We start from the raw sequence: 18,020 nt of genomic DNA, 5'->3' as shown, positions 1-18,020 counted from the left end.
GGATCTGATGGTTACCAATGTCACTTTCTGGTCGGAATCGGTGGATTTTCCCCTGCTGACCATACTGACCCTCATTCCCTTGATAGCTATGTGCGCTGTTCTGTTTTCGCGTTCCACAGTCATCGCCATGAGCCTAGGCTTCGCCGGAACGCTATTCAGTTTATTTCTAAGTTTTTATGTGATGTCTGTGTTTGATCCGGAAAAAACCGGGCTTCAACTGGTGGAACAGCAGCGTCTTTTCGACTTTACCTACTACAGCGTCGGCGTTGATGGCCTGAATATCCTGTTTATTTCTCTTACAGCGATTATTGCACTCCTTGTTCTGGTTTATAAGGCAATTACCCGCCGAACAGTTGATTGGAAATTCGTGGCATGCCTGCTTGGCTATGAAACCATCCTGATAGGAGCCTTCTGTGCACTGAATGTGATCCAGTTCTGGTTTTGGACTTTGCTGGAACTGCTACCGGTAATTTTATTGACGATCCATGGCGGTACAGGCCAAAGAATGCGCTGGGTGATCACCCATCTGGTGCAGTATTGGGGCTGGGGACTGCTGATGACCTTGGCCGGCTTCCTGTTGCTGGGCTTTGGATTAATGGATTCAGGTCATGCCCTGAGTTTCGACTGGCCGATACTGAAGCAAAATAAGGCTCTTTTACAAAACGAAACATTAATCTTTATTCTTTTGTTTTGTGGCTTTGCCATACGCATGCCTTTATTTCCGTTTCACGGCTGGTTGCCAGTACTGGCGGAGCGAGGTACCGTGGCCAGTGCGGTAATTTTCCTGGTGGGCCTGAAACTGGGTGTCTATGCAACCGCCCGTTTCGTCCTGCCTCTGGTCACGGAGGCGGCCGAACAGTGGGCAGGATTTGTGGTCACGCTGGGCCTGATCACTATTTTTTACGGTGCACTGCTGGCATTGATGCAAATTAACATTCGCCGGTTATTGGCCTTTTCTGTCATCAGCCATGCGGGAATGCTGGTTATCGGAATCTTCTGTTTTAACGAACATGGATTGAATGGCGGAATATTTTTGTCGCTGGCGTGGGGCTTGGCGTCAGCAGGCATGCTGTTCAGTATCGGCTTGGTTTATGAGCGTACCCATACGGCATTTACTCCCCGTCTGGGTGGTCTTTTTGATACCAACATCGGTATAGCGCTGCTTTTTTTTATTTCCGCGCTCAGCACGATGGTCATGCCCGGTACACCGGGATTTGATGCGGCGCATCTACTTATTGAAGGCACCATTGATGAATATGGCTGGTTGATCGCCATCGCCATTCTGGTAGGTAATGTGCTGGCGGCCGCCTTCCTGCTACTGGCCTTTCAGCAGATATTCATGGCGAGTTCAAAACGCACCATACAACCATTCAGAAATACCCAATACATGGTCAGAATGGAACCTGTTATTGTCATAACGATTTGCTCATTGCTTATCGGCACCGGTTTCAACACAGAACCTTGGCTAAATTATATTGAAAGAGATCCGACTGGGATGAGCGCGTATTACCACAAGTACGACGGAAAACATTCTAATGGGGCGCCGGCTAAACCCGCCGGCAGCGCCGCAGGGGATGTTCAGCATGATTGATGAAGCAAATGTCCCGATATTAAGCCTTGTCATTGTGCTGCCCTTATTGGGTGCTATCACAATCGGCGTGATCCACAACATCAATTCAGCTAAAAAGGTCGCATTATTTATTGCCGGCCTCGAGCTGATTGTGACGCTAATTGTGGTTCAGTGGTTTAATTCCGCCAACGGCAATAATTTCCAGTTGGTCGAAAGGCATGCCTGGATACCGAGTCTGAATATTGAATTCCTGATCGGTATCGATGGTATCTCCGTGTTGTTTTTACCGATGTCGGCATTGTTGACGCTGGTCGCCATTATTGCTTCATGGAACTCGGTACAGCATCTATCCCGTTTTCATTTTGCCCTGCTACTGACTATCGAAGGCGGCACCATGGGTGTATTTGTCGCCCTGGATATGATGTTGTTTTTCTTGTTCTGGGAATTGATACTGCCACCTATTTTCTTTCTGATCGGTTTATGGGGCATCGGTCCGCACCGGCGTGGCGCAGCAATGAAATATATGCTGTATATGTTATTCAGCGGTGTACCCATATTATTTGCGCTCATCATGCTGGGGGTCAATCATGCCATGCAAACGGGTGGCGCTATTCCGCATGATTTATCGTTCAGCTTTCCTGTGCTGCTCAACACGCCTATACCGGATGATTTGCAGGTCATTATTTTTCTGCTCTTGCTTACAGGATTTATGGTTAAGGCTCCGTTGGTACCGTTTCATACCTGGTTGCCCACTACAGCCGTGGAAGCGCCGACGCAACTGACGGCATTATTGATTGGCCTGAAATTGGGAGCGTTTGGCATACTGCGCTTCGCCATGCCGCTAACACCCCATGCATCCGTTGAATATGCCTGGGTCTTGGGTACTCTCGGTGCGATTACTTTTATTTACGCCGCCATGATTGCGCTGCACCAAACGAACTTGCGCCGCCTTCTGGCTTACGCCAGTATCAGTCATGTTGGCCTGGTGATAGTGGGTATTGCGACACTTAACATGCAGGGCATTCAGGGAGCAATTTTTCAATTGCTCAATTTTTCTGTAATTGCGAGTTGTTTGATATTGATTGCCGGTTTTATCCAGCATCGCCTCGGTAGTACGGAAGTTATTCATCTAGGCGGCTTAGCAAAGGTAATGCCCCGTCTGACCAGCTTCTTCTTCTTATTCGCCATAGCCAGTATGGGCATCCCGGGCACCAGCGGCTTCCCTGCGGAGCTACTATTGATTCTTGGCGCGTTAAACGCACATCCTGGGCTGGGGGTGGCCGCATTGCTGGGTGCTATTCTTGGCGCCGCTTATATGTTGTCCTTTATGCGCCGGACATTCTTTGGGCCGGTCGTTCATGACAGGTTAAATCAAATACAGGATCTTCGTTCCCGTGAATTCGGACTGCTATGTGTCCCCGCATTATTGGTATTGTTCTTTGGATTCTTTCCCGACTTCGTGCTGGATATCAATAAAATAGCCGCTGAGTCGTGGCTAAACCGGCTGATCAATTAATCTCAGTCAGTCGAATTGCATGACCCCCTCACCATGTACTTCGCCGATCTTTCCGCACAGTACAACATACAATGCCGCAGTCCGGCTGACCATGTCGGCCATCTCAGATTTCCTCAACTCGCTGTCTACCGCAGAACACAGGCCCGAAGCGATTTATGCCATAGCAGAAACAGCGCTGGAATATCAGAATGAGGCGGCTATCTGGCTGCGATCGCCCTCGGTCAGATTATCGTTTACCGTTTCTAGCGTCCGCGAGTGCCAGTCAAGTACGGCGGTTCGAACGAACATCTTTTCAGAAAGTGCAGGGAACTCATTACGCAGCACCTCTGCAGCGAAACGCGCCAGAAAAATAGATTTCAACTCGGCACGCGCCCGATCCATGCCAATTTCCATATAGGGAACCGAAGCCAGAAGCAGGAATCCATCATCAGGAATACGGCCGCCACGCATGTTGGACTGAATGATGCCACCTGCCTTACCGATGGGCACGTCGAGATTCGGGCTGTATGGACCAATGATCAGTGCCTGATTGGGCGTGTGCAAGAAGTCGAAGCCACGGCCGACGCAGATCATCCACTCGCGGTGCTCGATCTCCAGCTGCCGCTCGTGGCGCCGCGCTTGCTCGCGTACTCGCGCGATATTCTCCAGGTTACCGAGCAGCAGTGGTAACAGGTCGGCGCGCATCTGGGGCGGCATATCAGGCAATAGCGCGGCAAGACGAGGTTCCAGAGTTTCGCTCTCATCCGGTGTGAGCTGCGACAAATCGAGTTTTTCACCGGTGGAGCCATGCACGACTATCGTATCCTCGTCAGTTTCAATACCACAGATAAGAGGGTAAATGGTCGCATGCCCCGCGCCAAAAATCTGTTCCATCTGGCGCCGGATCACCTTGGTGTGAGCAAATGCCGCCTCGGTATCATAATTGAAGCCGGCACATCCGCGATGCGGATCGCCTTTGGAATAGTGATAAGTAACAAGAAACAGCACCCGTCGGCCGGAACTTATCCATCCTTGTACATGATGGGCAAGCACCTCGCCCAAGTGCGGCCAGCCCAGATCAAATGCGCCCCCGAGATTACGGAACGGCATCAGAATGCCTGTTGGTGTATTGGTCATTACGGAAAGATTAATACGCCCGTCCATGCACTTCAGCACAGCAATAGCGGTGGGGTGCTCGGCGAGATAACGCTCGCGTGCCAACCATGCGTCCGGGCTCCGAAAAGTCGCACCGTGACGGTCAGCAAGATTGAATAGCCAATCTATACGCTTTTCTATGGGTAAGCGGGTAACATTCGTGTACATTCTGTGGACTCCGATCGATTATTATAAATAAATGAAAAGGGAAAATATTAACATAGAAAATGTCAGAAATTTGTGAAGCAGAAGTATGGGCATCAGGGAAAGGTGATATGGAAGGTAGCCCCTTTTCCTGGGGTACTTTCAACCTCTATGGTCCAGCCATAGTGATCGCAAATACGCTTGACGATGGCAAGACCGATCCCCAACCCCTCGCCTTGGCTTGATCCGCGGAAAAAGCGTTCATACAGAAGAGGCATATAAAAGGGTTCAATGCCGATGCCGGAATCGGAAATGGAGAGCCGGTTTCGACTGAAATTCACCCGGATAAAACCACGTTCGGTATATTGCACCGCATTGCGAAGCAGATTCACGAGCGCGGTGTGAAGCGCCTGTCGATTTAACGTGAGGACAGCTTTTGGCGCTATCGCCACCTCGAAAATAAGGCGCTTGCGATAAATTTCCGTACATACGGGCTCTACGGCGTCATAAACACATTCGGCGAGTGCGACCGGTTCCATGATGCCCAAGGCCTGTTCACGGGCAAGAAATAATAATGCCTGCAATTGCTCACCCATGCGCGTCGCTGCGGCTTCGATCATCCCAATACGGGAGCGCGTTCGTTCGGAGAGATTGGGCTCCGTAACCAGCAGCTCGCAACTCGTCAGGATCGTGGTAATCGGAGTACGCAATTCATGGCTGACATTGGCGGTGAATTCCTGCTCACGCCGCAGCATGCGCGTAATACGGTTCTGATAGTCGTCCAATGCATGGGCGAGCTGTGCCACTTCCTCATCCTGCCCCGGCTGTATCATGGTTGTACCCTGTACATCGCCGGGTGCAAGGTGCCTTACCCGTTCGGCAAGGTCAGTGACTTGTTTGACAAGCAATCCCGCAAGCAGGTATCCCACCACGAGCGCGACACCCACCACCGAGAGAAGGGATAACACGATAAGCAGCCTGAGTTCCTGTTGCCGCTGGTCATGGAGTCCGATTTCATAGGCAACGAGAAATTTCACACCATCGACATGCCGTACCGCGACACGAACCTCTTCCGGGCCCCGGAAAACCTTGTGGCGCCTGTAATTGAGGCCCTGCAAATAAGATGGAAGCTGGGATTCCTCGATGGAATCATGGACAATGTATTTCTCGAGATTGGATCCGACCTGCGGTACAAAATCTGCACGCTCGCGATAGCGCTGGAGCAGGTAATCCATCTCGGTTTCGATGATCTGTTCGATATGCGCCTCTTCGATATCGTCGGAGGCGATATAAAGACTGATACCGAGGGTCCCAACGACAACTATGCAGAATACCGCAAATGCCAGCGCGACACGCAGGCGAAGGCCGCGCTTAAACCCCGGCACGGGAAATGAGGCGGTAGCCGAGGCCATGCACTGTCTCTATCGGATCATAGCCGCCAGCTCGGGTCAATGCACGACGCAATTCGTGCATATGACTGCGCAAGGTATCGCTGGTTCCCTGCGCATCGCCCCAGACTTCCGACTCCAGTTCCCTCCGGCTGAATACGCGGCCAGGTTCCCCCATCATGAGCGCAAGCAGGCGGATACATTTTGGCGGCAATTTGACGGCTGCGCCGGCAAAACGGACCGACAACGTTTTTGGATCAAACGACAGATCGTCGCTTTCCAGTATGCGACTGGTAACTTTACCTCCATGCCGTTTGTGCATCGCGGACAGACGCGCCTCGACCTCCTTCAGCGCGAATGGCTTGACCAGATAATCGTCCGCTCCGCAATCAAAACCTTTCAGCTTGTCCGCCAGCGTATCGCGCGCTGTCAGCATTAACACGGGCGTATCGAGATTCGCTTCCTGGCGAAGCTTTCGACACAGGGTAATGCCATCCATGCCTGGTAAACCAAGGTCGAGCAGAATACCGTCAAATCGCTGCGTAACCGCGAGATGCAAACCCGTGATGCCGTCCGCGGCGGCATCAACACTGTGGCCGCGGGCTTCCAGGAAGTCGTAAAGATTAGTGGCAATCGCGGGATCGTCTTCAATAATAAGTATGTGCACGAAAGATTCCTATCGAGAATATGAGATAACGAAGGCTCAACCGAACTGACAAACTGCACCAGGAAACTGACGTATCCTGCTTTCTATCAATTATCATTCCACTATTTCATATGAAAGACGAAGTAATCACCCCCCGCGCCCATGCAATATCCCGCATGGCGGGGTATCCCCTTCTGAAAGATATATCATTGTAGTTTATACCCTTTTTTAAAAAACTAGTAGCCTCTCGGACATAAAGAATTGAAACAAAAAAGCGACGGACGAGAACAGATTTTGACGGCTTTGAAGACCAATACGGGTTCTATTGGCTGAAAAAACGGCAAAATATGGGCAGGCCAGACGCTTTTGCAGCCGATTCCCCTTGTCCGACAGACTGCTAGCGCGGACGATATTTTCGACTGATACTGTGAACAGCCTCCACTAACGTCAGGGCACTCTCAGGCGGCGTAAACTGGGAGATGCCGTGCCCGAGGTTGAATACGTGACCGTAGCCGTCACCATAGGCGGCGAGAATCTTTTCCACCTCTGCGGTAATGATTTCCGGTGCGGCAAACAGCACCGCGGGATCGAGATTACCTTGCAGCGCGACTTTGTGACCCACGCGCCTGCGTGCCTCACCAATATCGACGGTCCAGTCCAGACCCACCGCATCACAACCACAGTCGGCAATGCTCTCCAGCCATAAGCCGCCACCCTTGGTAAAAATAATATTGGGAATGCGTCCGCCCCCATGCTCGCGCTTGATTCCGGCCAATATCTGACTCATATAACGCAAAGAAAATTCCTGATAGGCAGCATGCGACAATGCTCCACCCCAGGTATCAAAAATCATCACCGCCTGGGCACCGGATTCGATCTGTGCATTCAGATAGGCGATTACCGCCTGTGCGTTGATATTGAGTATGTGGTGCAGTAAATCCGGCCGCTGGTACAACATGGTTTTGATTTGGCGGAAATCGGTGCCGCCGCATCCTTCTACCATATAGCAGGCAAGCGTAAAGGGGCTGCCTGAAAAACCAATCAGCGGAATACGATTATCCAGCGTCTTGCGAATTTGCGAAACAGCGTCCATCACATAACGCAAGTGTACCGAGGGATCAGGTACCGTAAGCGCACGAATCTCCCATTCCTCGCGCAATGGACGCTCGAACTTGGGTCCCTCCCCCTCGGAGAAGTAGAGTCCCAGTCCCATTGCATCGGGAATAGTAAGAATATCCGAAAACAGTATCGCGGCATCCAGCGGAAACCGTGCCAGGGGTTGCATGGTAACTTCGGTGGCAAAATCGGGATTCTTGCACAGCGCCAGAAAATTACCGGCGCGGGCTCGAGTTTGATTGTATTCAGCCAGGTAACGGCCCGCCTGTCGCATCAACCACACAGGCGTGTACTCGGTAGGTTGCCGCAGCAGGGCTCGCAGCAGGGTATCGTTTTTTAATTTTGTCATCGGGATCTATTTAATTTCTAAATTTCGATAGGGAAGCATTCCCGGCCAAACATGTGTTCACCGGATCGTAGCCCCGCGCGCATGAACCAAATTCCATCGAAGCCCATTTCGCAGAGGGTGATTGCTGCTTTCCCGAACTGTCGATATTACCAGCGATTAGCCTTCGGGTACATTATCCCTGATGGATACAATCGCAATATTGACGATTAATGCTTCACGTTTGGCATTTGTTCCAACGTTGACGTTCGGCTGAAGACCTCATCATTTACCTGGCAGCTTGCCATACTTGAAGCTTGAAGTGAAAAGTGACTGGGGGAGGAAAGATTCTTCTCCATGGGATACGTTGCCGGCAAATTGGGAGTTTATGAGAGATTCCTAGGTCTCATCGATAACGAACAGTCGCCGATACTCCCGAATAGCATAACGATCGGTCATGCCTGCTATGTAGTCGGCAATAGCGTGATGTTTATCCTGGGAGTATTTAGTCTGATACTTAGGCGGGAGTAACTGGATATCGGAGTGGAACGCATTAAATAGCATCTCGATGGTATGACGCGCCTTTGTACTCATGCGCGCGACCCGGTAGTGCCGGTAAAGATTATCGCGCAGGAATTTTTTCAATTCCTGCTGTTCCCTCAGGATTTTATTGCTGAAACCAATCAGTACAGGCGCGGCCCGTACCGCGGATAAATCATCCGGACGCGCATCGGCGATATTGATCGCGCTTTGCCTGATCAGATCCGCTACCAGCGTATTGATCATGCGCCGTACAGTTTCATGAATCAAGCGCCGTCCTGAGATGTCGGGATGCTGTTTTTTAGCCAGCGCCAGGTGCCGGGAAAAAAGCCCGATCTCCTCAAGCTGTCCCTGCGTAATGAGACCTGAACGCAAACCGTCGTCGACATCATGATTATTGTAGGCTATCTCATCGGCAAGATTGGCAAGCTGCGCTTCCAGCGATGGGCGCTGGTCGGTGAGGAAACGTTCACCTACATCGCCAAGTCTTCGGGCATTTTTCCTGGCGCAGTGCTTAAGTATGCCTTCGCGCGTTTCGAAGCACAGGTTCAAACCATCAAATGCCCCGTAACGCTCTTCCAGCACATCTACCACCCGCAGAGACTGTAAATTGTGCTCGAAGCCGCCGTAGTCTTTCATGCAATCATTTAACGCATCCTGCCCCGCGTGACCAAATGGGGTATGGCCTAAATCATGCGCCAGGGCGATAGCCTCAACCAGATCTTCATTAAGACGCAGATTCCGGGCGACGGAGCGGCCGATTTGCGCCACCTCCAGGCTGTGTGTCAAGCGCGTGCGGAAAAGATCTCCCTCGTGATTGACAAAAACCTGGGTCTTGTATTCGAGGCGGCGGAATGCGGTGGAATGAATAATGCGATCACGATCGCGCTGGAATTCCGTACGACCGGGGGACGACTCTTCCTCGATACGCCGGCCGCGCGAATTTATCGAGCATACCGCATAAGGCGCCAGCTCATGCACGGGCAGTACATCCCAGAAGCGTTTCAGTGAGGACTCCAGCGGGCACGTCGGAATGAACCATCGCTTCACCAATCCGCTGGAGCAGGATGAAACGCATTTTCCCGCCCGCTACTTTCTTGTCCAGCCCCATCAAATGCAGATACTTTTCCGGACCCAGATTGGGAGCGGCGACAGGAAGTCCGGCTTGCACGTAGATGTTGCGGATACGCTCGACGTCGATCTGGCTGATCATACCCATGCGCCGCGACAATTCCGCTGCCAGTACCGTACCTGCCGCGACGGCTTCACCATGCAGCCACGTGCCATAGCCCAATGCATTTTCGATGGCATGACCAAAAGTATGCCCCAGGTTGAGCAATGCGCGGACACCGCTTTCATGCTCATCGGCTTCCACAACCTCGGCCTTATTCCTGCAGCTGCGGTATATTGCTTCGATCAGTACCTCAGGATCACGCGCCAGAAGTTTTGTCATGTTCTGTTCGATCCACACCAGAAAAGCGGAATCCCGGATCAGACCATACTTGATCACCTCGGCAATACCTGCGCGTAACTCTCTTTCGGGCAGGGTTTCCAATGTCGTGCTGTCAGCCACCACCACCCTGGGTTGATAAAAAGCACCGATCATATTCTTGCCAAGTGGATGGTTAATACCCGTCTTGCCACCGACCGAAGAGTCAACCTGCGCCAGCAGCGTAGTCGGATATTGAATAAATGGCACGCCACGCAAATAGGTGGCGGCAGCGAACCCGGCCAGATCACCGACAACTCCCCCACCGAGCGCGATAACCGGAGTACCGCGTTCACAGCGGTTTGTCAGCAGCGCATCAAAAATGAGATTGAGTGTTTGCCAATTCTTGTACTCTTCCCCGTCAGGAAGAATGATGGGGACTGACGCCACATCTTGCTTCTCCAGTGCACTACGCAACCGTTCCAGATAAAGCGGCGCCACCGTGGTATTGGTCACGATTGCAACCCGCTGCCGCGGTAGGTGGGTCATGATGAGTTCGATCTGGCTCAAAATGGCGCTGCCGATATGTATCGGATAGCTGCGCTCGCTCGGTGTAGCGTCAAGATCTACCGTGATAGTTTTCATGGATTAGCCGGTTTGGAAGGACTTTGAAGGGTTCCGAAGGATTTGAATACACGATCTTGGCTTTCTTCTCTACCCGCTGATAGAAAGCGTTGTATCCGGAGAATTTCATGGAGAGATAGCAACTCTTAAAACGGTTTCACCACAACCAGTATCACCACCACAATCAGAATCACCACCGGAATTTCATTAAACCAGCGGTAATAAACGTGACTATGATGGTTGCGGTCATATTTGAAATCGGTAAGCAACCTGCCGCAGTAGAGGTGGTATCCAATCAGTACGATCACCAATGCAAGTTTGGCATGCAACCATCCGCCGGAAATACCATAACCCAGCCAAAGCCACAGACCAAAAAGAATCGTCAATACGGCACCTGGTGTCATGATGCCATAATAGAGCTTGCGTTCCATCACCTTGAAACGCTCAATGCCGGACGCATCATCGCTCATCGCATGATAGACGAACAGGCGAGGCAAATAAAAGAGCCCGGCAAACCAGGTCACCATAAAAATAATATGTAGCGATTTTATCCAGAGCATCTGATAACCTAAATCCAGCAGTGACCACTCATTCCCGGTTCATTTGTCAATTAAGCGACATGATCCGCAATGACTCCTCGCATCACTTGACCTTCACCCCTGGCGGGTTCCAATGAGACGAGACCAACTATCGGCTTCAGGATAATACTATAGCCGATCGGCATCATCGAATGGATTAAGCGACCTTCGGAAATAATTATCATGCAAACTACCCCGAAACCAGGAACGAGTTTCTGGAACATGGGTCGAATTATAACCGACCGATAGCAGGCGATATGCCTTGAAATGACGATGAGACTTAGACTTGAACGAGTATACGAGCCACCCCCACACCCGGATGGAATACGCATCCTCGTTGACCGCTTGTGGCCACGCGGTCTTTCGAAGGCTAAGGCCGGGATCGATTTCTGGGCCAAGGAAGTAGCGCCCTCGAATGAGTTACGCGACTGGTATCAACATGAGCTGGAAAAGTGGCCCGAATTCCGGCGCAGATACCAGGAAGAGCTTAAGAACAACGACGCGGCTGTCAAGGAACTCATCGTGAAACTTGGAAACGGAAACGCCACGCTTCTCTTTGGTTCCAGGGAGCTCAATCACAATAACGCCGTCGTGCTAAAGGAATATCTGGAAACATTACGATAAAGGCGCCTTCCTTACACCCGGACAAGCGGTACTACATCGCGACCACTTCCAAATCGGGCTCTATCGACCTCAACAAATTCTGAATGCCTCTGAGCGTGCCCGAAATTGAGCTCGGGCAAGTGCCGCAGGCGCCCTGGTAGTGAACGCTGAGTTTGTTGCCGTCGAGGCCGAGCACATGAAGATCACCGCCGTCATTTTGCAAATAAGGACGTATCTCCTCATCAAGCAGCGTATTGATCGTTTCAAGGCGCTGCTGGTCCTCCGGGCTCAAACCGGCAATGGCGCTGGATGCCGCCGCAACGGTAGCGGCTGACTGCGAAGTCGCTGCGGGCGCGGCCCGGATCGGATCGGCGACTTCGCGGGCCAGATCCTGCCAATCGGCGCCACCATCCTGCGTAATCGTGATCCAGCGATCGACATAAAATACATTGGTCACATGATCAATATCAAACAGCGCGGCGGCAAGGGGATCGTCCTGCGCCTGCTCGGCGTTGTCGTACGAGTGCGTCACGCCCCAGGTCAATGGCTCTTTCAGAATGAATTTCAACGCATTCTTATTTGGTGTACCTTCTATTTCAGATATCTTTGGCATTTTTCCCTTCCTGCCTCCTGTTAAGCATCACCGATTGCGGCATGCATCGGATCGTCTTCAGCCTCCGTCGATGTGGTGGTCACTGAGTTGAGCGCCGCCTGCAAGGTATGCCACGGCAGAATTGCACATTTGACGCGGGTCGGAAGATCGCGTACCCCCGCAAAAACGGTGAGCCGACCCAGATGATGATCACCGTCAAGGTTGAGCTTGCCGATCGCCATATCACGAAATTCCTGAATCAATGTTTCAGCGTCCGCCCGTGTCTTGCCTTTTACGACGGCAGTCATCATTGAGGCCGATGCCTTGCAGATCGCACATGACTCACCATGGAAAGCAATACGATCAATGCGCTCCCCGTCAAGATTGAGTGCAATATCAAGGTGGTCACCGCACAGCGGATTATGACCGACGGCGTGATGACTTGCGTTATCGAGCGTACCGTAATTGCGCGGCTTCTTGTTGTGGTCGAGGATAACCTCTTGATAAAGTGATTTCGTACTCATTACGTGAAAATCTTCTGTACGGTGCGAAGACTCGCGATAAATGAATCCACCTCGGCCAGCGTATTGTAAAATGCAAAAGAGGCGCGTGTCGTTGCCGGCACCTTGAGACGCAGCATCACCGGCTGCACACAATGGTGGCCCGTACGTACCGCGACGCCATCCTGATTCAGGAGCGTGCCGATATCATGCGGATGCACGCCCTTGACCTCAAACGACAGCACCGCGGTTTTCATTGCGGCGGTGCCAATAATACGCACACCCGGTACACGGCTTATCTGTTCGGTCGCATAGTTGAGCAGATCAAGTTCTTGCGAAGCAATGGTATCCATGCCGACCGACAATAAATAATCAACTGCGGCACCCAGTCCGATCGCAGCCGCAATCGGGGGCGTACCCGCTTCAAACTTATGCGGGATAGTATTGTAGGTGGTCTTTTCAAACGTCACCGACAAAATCATATCCCCGCCACCCTTGAACGGCTGCATGCGCTCGAGCAACTCGGCCTTCCCATAAAGAATGCCAATACCCGTCGGGCCGCACATCTTATGACCTGAGAACGCATAGAAATCGCAATCGAGGTCCTGCACATCGACTTTCATATGCGGCACCGCCTGCGCCCCATCGATCAGTACCGGTACCCCGCGCGCATGCGCGAACGCAATCATGGATTTGACCGGATTGATCGTACCCAGCGCGTTCGACACGTGCATCACGCCAACAAATTTCGTGCGCTCGTTAAAAAGTTTCTCGTACTCGTCAATAAGAAGTTCGCCTGCGTCGTTGATGGGCGCAACACGGATTTTTGCTCCTTTCTCTTCCGCCAGCATCTGCCACGGCACTATATTCGAATGGTGTTCCAGCGTAGTCAGAATGATCTCGTCACCAGCGCCGATGAACTTGCGGCCGTAGCCGTGCATCACCAGATTGATCGCATCCGTGGTGCCGCTGGTAAAGATAACCTCCCTGTCTTCGCGCGCATTGATGAAGCGCTGCAACTTGCGGCGTGATTCCTCGTATTCCGCGGTTGCCGTTTCCGACAGGTAATGCACTCCACGATTGATATTGGCATGTTGCGTGGTCTGATAACGCACCAGACGGTCGATGACTGGCTGCGGCATCTGGCAGGATGCCGCATTATCGAAATAGACCAAGGGTTTACCGTCGATCTGGAGCTTGAGAATCGGAAAATCAGCGCGAACTTTCTCAATATCAAACATCAAGTCGAATTGTGACTCCAAAGCGGATTCTATAAGCTGCATATTCAGTTTCTCTGAGTTCAGTTTCTCTGAGTTTGCTCAAGTACCGTCTGCTCAAGTCGGTGTTTCAGCGATGCAATCGATATGCGATCGATGATTTCAGCGCCAAATGCATACGTCAGTAAGTTGCGTGCCGTGGTTTCGGATAGTCCCCGGCTCTTGAGATAAAATACTTCCTCATTATCGAGTTGGCCAACAGTTGCCCCGTGCGCACACTTCACATCATCCGCGAAAATTTCCAGCTGCGGCTTGGTATCCACGCGCGCCTTCGCATTCAGCAGCAAATTACGGCTCGACTGCGAGGAATCGGTGCGCTGCGCACCCGGACGAACCATGATTTTACCGTTGAATACCGCATGCGCAGCCCCATCCACAATGCATTTATGTGACTGGGTACTTGTACCATGAGGTTTCGCATGGTCGATGCAGGTATGCGTATCGGCAAGCTGCCGTCCGGTGATCAACGCCAGTCCGTCAATGGTGCACTCCGCCCCTTCAGCCGCAAGCAGCGTGTTCAGGTTGTAGCGCGAGATGCGTGCGCCAAGCGCGACGCTGACTGATCGATAGCGGCTTGCATGCGCGAGCGACACCGCGCAATTCGCAATGTGAAACGCTTCGGTACTATCGCACTGAACCCGGATGTGATCGACCTGAGCATTGTCGGCAAGCACGATCTCGGTCACCGCATTGGTCACGTAAGCATCTTCCTGCAACGCAACGTAATCCTCGATGACCGTTACCACACTGCCGGATTCGGCTATCAACAGGCAACGTGGATGACTTGCCGCCTCCTTTTGCGTCGCGATAAACAAAAGGTGCACCGGCTCATCAACCACTCCATTGCGCGGCACGATGATCAGCGCTCCGTCATGCAGGAACGCGGTATTGAGCGCGGTAAACACGTTGTCCTGAAACCCGGCGTGACGGCCAAGATGCGGCTCTATCGCCGCCGTATACGCGGCTACCGATTCCGATAAATTGGTAACGACCAGGCCGGGGTCTTTAGCGCCATCCGGCTGCCGGGACAACTGCGGCGCGTACACGCCATCGACGAACACGAGGCGGATCGTGGCCTCTTCCAGGTAAAAATGTTCGGCGTCCGCTGCGCTCAACGACGGCTCGGTCCGCACCGGTTGGAACGATAGCCTGGACAGCGGCGAAATGTCGGTAAAGCGCCATTCCTCATCGCGTGTAGTCGGTACTTTCAGGGTACCGGCACGATCGACGGCGTCGGCCCGCAACTGATTAAGCCATGCCAGCGGGCTTGATGGCAATTGCGGCTGCCCTTGAAGCAGGCTTTCAAGATAGCTGCTACCGGTAACCATGATCACGCTCATACTCTGGCCGCGGCACGTTGCTCGACGCTGACCCAATCGTAACCACGCGTCTCAAGTTCCAGCGCCAACTCTTTTCCACCCGTCTTGATGATACGGCCCGACTCCATCACGTGCACGTAGTCCGGCACGATATAGTTGAGCAGACGCTGATAATGCGTCACCAATATGATTGCATTGTCTTTGTTCGCGAGCTGATTCACGCCATTGGTGACGATCCTGAGCGCATCGATATCAAGGCCGGAATCGGTCTCATCGAGAATCGCCAACCGTGGCTCAAGCAACGCCATCTGTAATATTTCGTTTCTTTTTTTCTCTCCACCGGAAAAACCTTCATTGACACCCCGATCGAGAAAATCCGGATTCATTTCAAGCAATTTCATCTTTTCACGCACAAAGTCCTCAAACTCGAGCGGATCAAGTTCTTCCTTGCCGCGTTGGGCCTGCACGGTATTGTAAGCAAGACGCAGAAAATGGCTGTTGGCGACGCCAGGTATCTCTATCGGGTACTGAAAAGCAAGGAATAGGCCAGCACGCGCACGCTCCTCCGGTTCAAGATCGAACAGGTTGTTGCCTTCAAACGTCACCGAGCCATCGGTGACTTCATAGGCATTATGACCGGCGAGTACTTTTGCCAGGGTACTTTTACCCGAACCATTCGTTCCCATGATTGCATGTATTTCACCACTTCTGACCGTCAGATCGATACCTTTGAGAATCTCTATTCCGTTAACGGTCGCCCGCAGTCCGCGCGCCTCAAGCAGCGTTTTGCTGTCCTGATAAATCATCCGACACTCCCTTCGAGCTTGAAGCCGAGCAGTTTGGTCGCCTCGACCGCAAACTCCATAGGCAACTGTTGAAATACATCCTTACAAAATCCATTAATAATCATCGATACCGCTTCCTCGTTGCCGATACCGCGTTGTGCAAAATAAAACAATTGATCTTCACCGATCTTTGACGTTGATGCTTCGTGCTCGACTTTGGCAGTATGGTTACGAACCTGAATATAGGGAAAAGTATTGGCACTGCACTCGTCGCCGATCAGCATCGAATCACATTGCGAATAATTGCGGGCTCCGGCGGCGGTCGGCGCGATTCTGACGAGCCCACGGTAGCTATTGTTGGAATGACCGGCTGAAATACCCTTGCTGACTATGGTGCTGCGCGTATTCTTTCCCAGGTGGACCATCTTGGTGCCGGTATCGGCCTGCTGATAATGATTGGTGACCGCAACGGAATAGAATTCACCGACCGAGTTCTCACCCAGCAAGACGCAGGAAGGGTATTTCCAGGTGATTGCCGAACCCGTTTCAACCTGAGTCCATGAAATGCGCGAATTGACACCTTTGGCCAGACCACGTTTGGTGACAAAATTATAGATGCCACCCAGGCCATTTTCGTCACCCGCATACCAGTTCTGCACTGTCGAATACTTTATATCGGCATTGTCGAGCGCCACCAGTTCGACCACCGCCGCATGCAATTGATTGGTATCAAACTTGGGTGCGGTACAACCTTCCAGGTAGGAAACCGACGCCCCCTCCTCGGCGATAATGAGAGTGCGCTCGAACTGCCCCGACTCCTCGGTGTTGATACGAAAGTATGTTGACAGGTCCATCGGGCATTTGACGCCTTTGGGAAGGAAGCAGAATGTGCCATCGGTGAAGACCGCCGAGTTAAGCGCGGCGTAGTAATTGTCACCCACCGGCACCACGGTACCGAGGTATTGCTTCACCAGATCCGGATGCATATGGACGGCTTCCGAAATCGAACAGAAAATAATACCCACCTCGGCCAGTTTCTGCTTGTAGGTCGTTGCCACCGACACGCTGTCGAAAATCACATCGACGGCCACGCCGGCAAGGGCGGCACGCTCGTGCATCGGCACGCCAAGTTTCTCGAAGGTGCGCAACAACTCAGGATCAACCTCGTCCATGCTGCTCAACTTCTTCTTCGGCTTGGGTGCAGAGTAGTAACTGATCGCCTGGAAATCGATCTTCGGGTATTTAACGCTCGACCACTTCGGCTCTTCCATCTTGAGCCATTGCTGATAAGCCTTGAGCCGAAATTCGAGCAACCATTCGGGCTCATCCTTCTTGGCCGAAATCAGCTTGATAGTGTCCTCACTCAGTCCCTTCGGCGCAACATCGGACTCGATGTCCGTAACAAAACCGTGCTTGTAGGGCTGGTTGACCAGATTTTGTAATACTGCACTCATTAGATTGCTCCAATATCGTTTACGTCGAAGAAAATTCTTCGTACCCGTTACTCGAAATTCTTTTGCACCTTTTCGCCACCTTGGCGCCCTCCGCCGGCAGGTTAAACCTTGGCGGGTTCCTTCAAACTGAAGCTTTCGCCACAGCCGCACATATTGTCGACATTAGGATTCTCGAATCTGAACGAATCATTGAGTCCTTCCTTGACGAAATCAATATGCGAACCGTCGAGAAACGGTAAGCTGCCGGCATCCACCACCACATTAGCATTGCAAGACTCGAACATCTGATCGTCCGCGCCAATATCGTCCGCGTAATCAAATGTGTAGGCAAAACCAGAGCAGCCCACTTTCTTTACGCCGACGCGCAAGGCCAATCCCTTGCCACGCTTGGCAAGCTGCTTCCGGATCTGTTTCGCGGCATTCTCAGTTAATGTTATCGCCATCACTATTCCCGCGCGCCATTCTAAATGATGATCGAAA

At 52.1% G+C, this 18,020-nt stretch carries 17 protein-coding genes; 3 read left to right on the top strand and 14 right to left on the bottom strand.

Annotated features, from left to right (window positions below):
- Window positions 1-7 precede the first annotated feature (7 nt).
- Window positions 8-1,591 (top strand): complex I subunit 4 family protein, encoded by a 1,584-nt coding sequence (locus tag BLO43_RS05335; RefSeq protein WP_090906171.1) that lies wholly within the window; start codon window positions 8-10, stop codon window positions 1,589-1,591.
- Window positions 1,584-3,086 carry a complex I subunit 4 family protein gene (locus BLO43_RS05330; protein ID WP_254773342.1) on the top strand — a complete coding sequence of 501 codons (1,503 nt, stop codon included), beginning with the start codon at window positions 1,584-1,586 and terminating at the stop codon, window positions 3,084-3,086. The genes BLO43_RS05335 and BLO43_RS05330 overlap by 8 nt, the downstream gene beginning before the upstream one ends.
- Before the next feature lie 183 nt (window positions 3,087-3,269).
- Here BLO43_RS05330 and BLO43_RS05325 read toward each other — a convergent pair whose 3' ends face one another.
- From BLO43_RS05325 to hemJ, 7 genes are all read right to left on the bottom strand, one after another.
- Window positions 3,270-4,388, bottom strand: coding sequence for a carboxysome shell carbonic anhydrase domain-containg protein (locus BLO43_RS05325; protein WP_090906170.1), 1,119 nt, complete (start codon window positions 4,386-4,388; stop codon window positions 3,270-3,272).
- 92 nt (window positions 4,389-4,480) lie between these two features.
- Complete coding sequence (locus BLO43_RS05320) at window positions 4,481-5,776, bottom strand: sensor histidine kinase (protein WP_090906169.1); 1,296 nt, start codon at window positions 5,774-5,776, stop codon at window positions 4,481-4,483.
- Window positions 5,736-6,419 (bottom strand): response regulator transcription factor, encoded by a 684-nt coding sequence (locus BLO43_RS05315; RefSeq protein ID WP_074631455.1) that lies wholly within the window; start codon window positions 6,417-6,419, stop codon window positions 5,736-5,738. Before BLO43_RS05315 ends, BLO43_RS05320 begins: the two co-directional genes overlap by 41 nt.
- A 376-nt stretch (window positions 6,420-6,795) precedes the next feature.
- Window positions 6,796-7,863: a uroporphyrinogen decarboxylase gene (hemE, locus tag BLO43_RS05310; RefSeq protein WP_090906168.1), complete on the bottom strand. Its 1,068-nt coding sequence runs from the start codon at window positions 7,861-7,863 to the stop codon at window positions 6,796-6,798.
- Window positions 7,864-8,238: 375 nt separating this feature from the next.
- Window positions 8,239-9,360: a deoxyguanosinetriphosphate triphosphohydrolase gene (locus tag BLO43_RS05305; protein WP_090906167.1), complete on the bottom strand. Its 1,122-nt coding sequence runs from the start codon at window positions 9,358-9,360 to the stop codon at window positions 8,239-8,241.
- Window positions 9,353-10,453 (bottom strand): 3-dehydroquinate synthase, encoded by a 1,101-nt coding sequence (gene aroB, locus BLO43_RS05300; RefSeq protein ID WP_090906166.1) that lies wholly within the window; start codon window positions 10,451-10,453, stop codon window positions 9,353-9,355. The genes BLO43_RS05305 and aroB overlap by 8 nt, the downstream gene beginning before the upstream one ends.
- Window positions 10,454-10,578: 125 nt before the next feature.
- Window positions 10,579-10,992, bottom strand: a complete 414-nt coding sequence (hemJ, locus tag BLO43_RS05295) for a protoporphyrinogen oxidase HemJ (protein ID WP_090906165.1) — start codon at window positions 10,990-10,992, stop codon at window positions 10,579-10,581.
- A gap of 291 nt (window positions 10,993-11,283) precedes the next feature.
- On the opposite strand from hemJ, the gene BLO43_RS05285 reads away from it, so the two are divergent.
- Window positions 11,284-11,634: a DUF488 domain-containing protein gene (locus tag BLO43_RS05285; RefSeq protein ID WP_090906312.1), complete on the top strand. Its 351-nt coding sequence runs from the start codon at window positions 11,284-11,286 to the stop codon at window positions 11,632-11,634.
- Window positions 11,635-11,665: 31 nt separating this feature from the next.
- On the opposite strand, the gene BLO43_RS05280 is transcribed toward BLO43_RS05285, so the two are convergent.
- The 7 genes from BLO43_RS05280 to BLO43_RS05250 form a co-directional block, all read right to left on the bottom strand.
- On the bottom strand, window positions 11,666-12,226 hold the full coding sequence (locus tag BLO43_RS05280; protein WP_074631444.1) for a NifU family protein: 561 nt from the start codon (window positions 12,224-12,226) through the stop codon (window positions 11,666-11,668).
- A gap of 20 nt (window positions 12,227-12,246) precedes the next feature.
- On the bottom strand, window positions 12,247-12,729 hold the full coding sequence (sufU, locus tag BLO43_RS05275; RefSeq protein ID WP_074631442.1) for a Fe-S cluster assembly sulfur transfer protein SufU: 483 nt from the start codon (window positions 12,727-12,729) through the stop codon (window positions 12,247-12,249).
- Window positions 12,729-13,988, bottom strand: coding sequence for a cysteine desulfurase (locus tag BLO43_RS05270; protein WP_090906163.1), 1,260 nt, complete (start codon window positions 13,986-13,988; stop codon window positions 12,729-12,731). Before BLO43_RS05270 ends, sufU begins: the two co-directional genes overlap by 1 nt.
- 17 nt (window positions 13,989-14,005) lie before the next feature.
- On the bottom strand, window positions 14,006-15,310 hold the full coding sequence (gene sufD / locus BLO43_RS05265; protein ID WP_090906311.1) for a Fe-S cluster assembly protein SufD: 1,305 nt from the start codon (window positions 15,308-15,310) through the stop codon (window positions 14,006-14,008).
- Between the two features lie 8 nt (window positions 15,311-15,318).
- Complete coding sequence (gene sufC / locus BLO43_RS05260; RefSeq protein ID WP_090906162.1) at window positions 15,319-16,107, bottom strand: Fe-S cluster assembly ATPase SufC; 789 nt, start codon at window positions 16,105-16,107, stop codon at window positions 15,319-15,321.
- The gene (sufB, locus tag BLO43_RS05255; RefSeq protein ID WP_090906161.1) at window positions 16,104-17,540 is read right to left on the bottom strand and encodes a Fe-S cluster assembly protein SufB; all 1,437 of its coding nucleotides are present in this window, start codon (window positions 17,538-17,540) and stop codon (window positions 16,104-16,106) included. Before sufB ends, sufC begins: the two co-directional genes overlap by 4 nt.
- A gap of 101 nt (window positions 17,541-17,641) precedes the next feature.
- Window positions 17,642-17,983: a HesB/IscA family protein gene (locus BLO43_RS05250; protein ID WP_090906160.1), complete on the bottom strand. Its 342-nt coding sequence runs from the start codon at window positions 17,981-17,983 to the stop codon at window positions 17,642-17,644.
- Window positions 17,984-18,020 lie beyond the last annotated feature (37 nt).

It is taken from the genome of Nitrosospira sp. Nsp13 (assembly GCF_900101945.1).
GTDB lineage: Bacteria > Pseudomonadota > Gammaproteobacteria > Burkholderiales > Nitrosomonadaceae > Nitrosospira > Nitrosospira multiformis_D.
This window is presented reverse-complemented; position numbering and strand designations above follow the sequence as displayed.

Coding starts and splice junctions, on each gene's coding strand:
- BLO43_RS05335 (WP_090906171.1), top strand. CDS start 8: ATGGTTACCAATGTCACTTTCTGGTCGGAATCGGTGGATTTTCCCCTG.
- BLO43_RS05330 (WP_254773342.1), top strand. CDS start 1,584: ATGATTGATGAAGCAAATGTCCCGATATTAAGCCTTGTCATTGTGCTG.
- BLO43_RS05325 (WP_090906170.1), bottom strand. CDS start 4,388: ATGTACACGAATGTTACCCGCTTACCCATAGAAAAGCGTATAGATTGG.
- BLO43_RS05320 (WP_090906169.1), bottom strand. CDS start 5,776: ATGGCCTCGGCTACCGCCTCATTTCCCGTGCCGGGGTTTAAGCGCGGC.
- hemE (WP_090906168.1), bottom strand. CDS start 7,863: ATGACAAAATTAAAAAACGATACCCTGCTGCGAGCCCTGCTGCGGCAA.
- aroB (WP_090906166.1), bottom strand. CDS start 10,453: ATGAAAACTATCACGGTAGATCTTGACGCTACACCGAGCGAGCGCAGC.
- hemJ (WP_090906165.1), bottom strand. CDS start 10,992: ATGCTCTGGATAAAATCGCTACATATTATTTTTATGGTGACCTGGTTT.
- BLO43_RS05285 (WP_090906312.1), top strand. CDS start 11,284: ATGAGACTTAGACTTGAACGAGTATACGAGCCACCCCCACACCCGGAT.
- BLO43_RS05280 (WP_074631444.1), bottom strand. CDS start 12,226: ATGCCAAAGATATCTGAAATAGAAGGTACACCAAATAAGAATGCGTTG.
- sufU (WP_074631442.1), bottom strand. CDS start 12,729: ATGAGTACGAAATCACTTTATCAAGAGGTTATCCTCGACCACAACAAG.
- BLO43_RS05270 (WP_090906163.1), bottom strand. CDS start 13,988: ATGCAGCTTATAGAATCCGCTTTGGAGTCACAATTCGACTTGATGTTT.
- sufD (WP_090906311.1), bottom strand. CDS start 15,310: ATGGTTACCGGTAGCAGCTATCTTGAAAGCCTGCTTCAAGGGCAGCCG.
- sufC (WP_090906162.1), bottom strand. CDS start 16,107: ATGATTTATCAGGACAGCAAAACGCTGCTTGAGGCGCGCGGACTGCGG.
- sufB (WP_090906161.1), bottom strand. CDS start 17,540: ATGAGTGCAGTATTACAAAATCTGGTCAACCAGCCCTACAAGCACGGT.
- BLO43_RS05250 (WP_090906160.1), bottom strand. CDS start 17,983: ATGGCGATAACATTAACTGAGAATGCCGCGAAACAGATCCGGAAGCAG.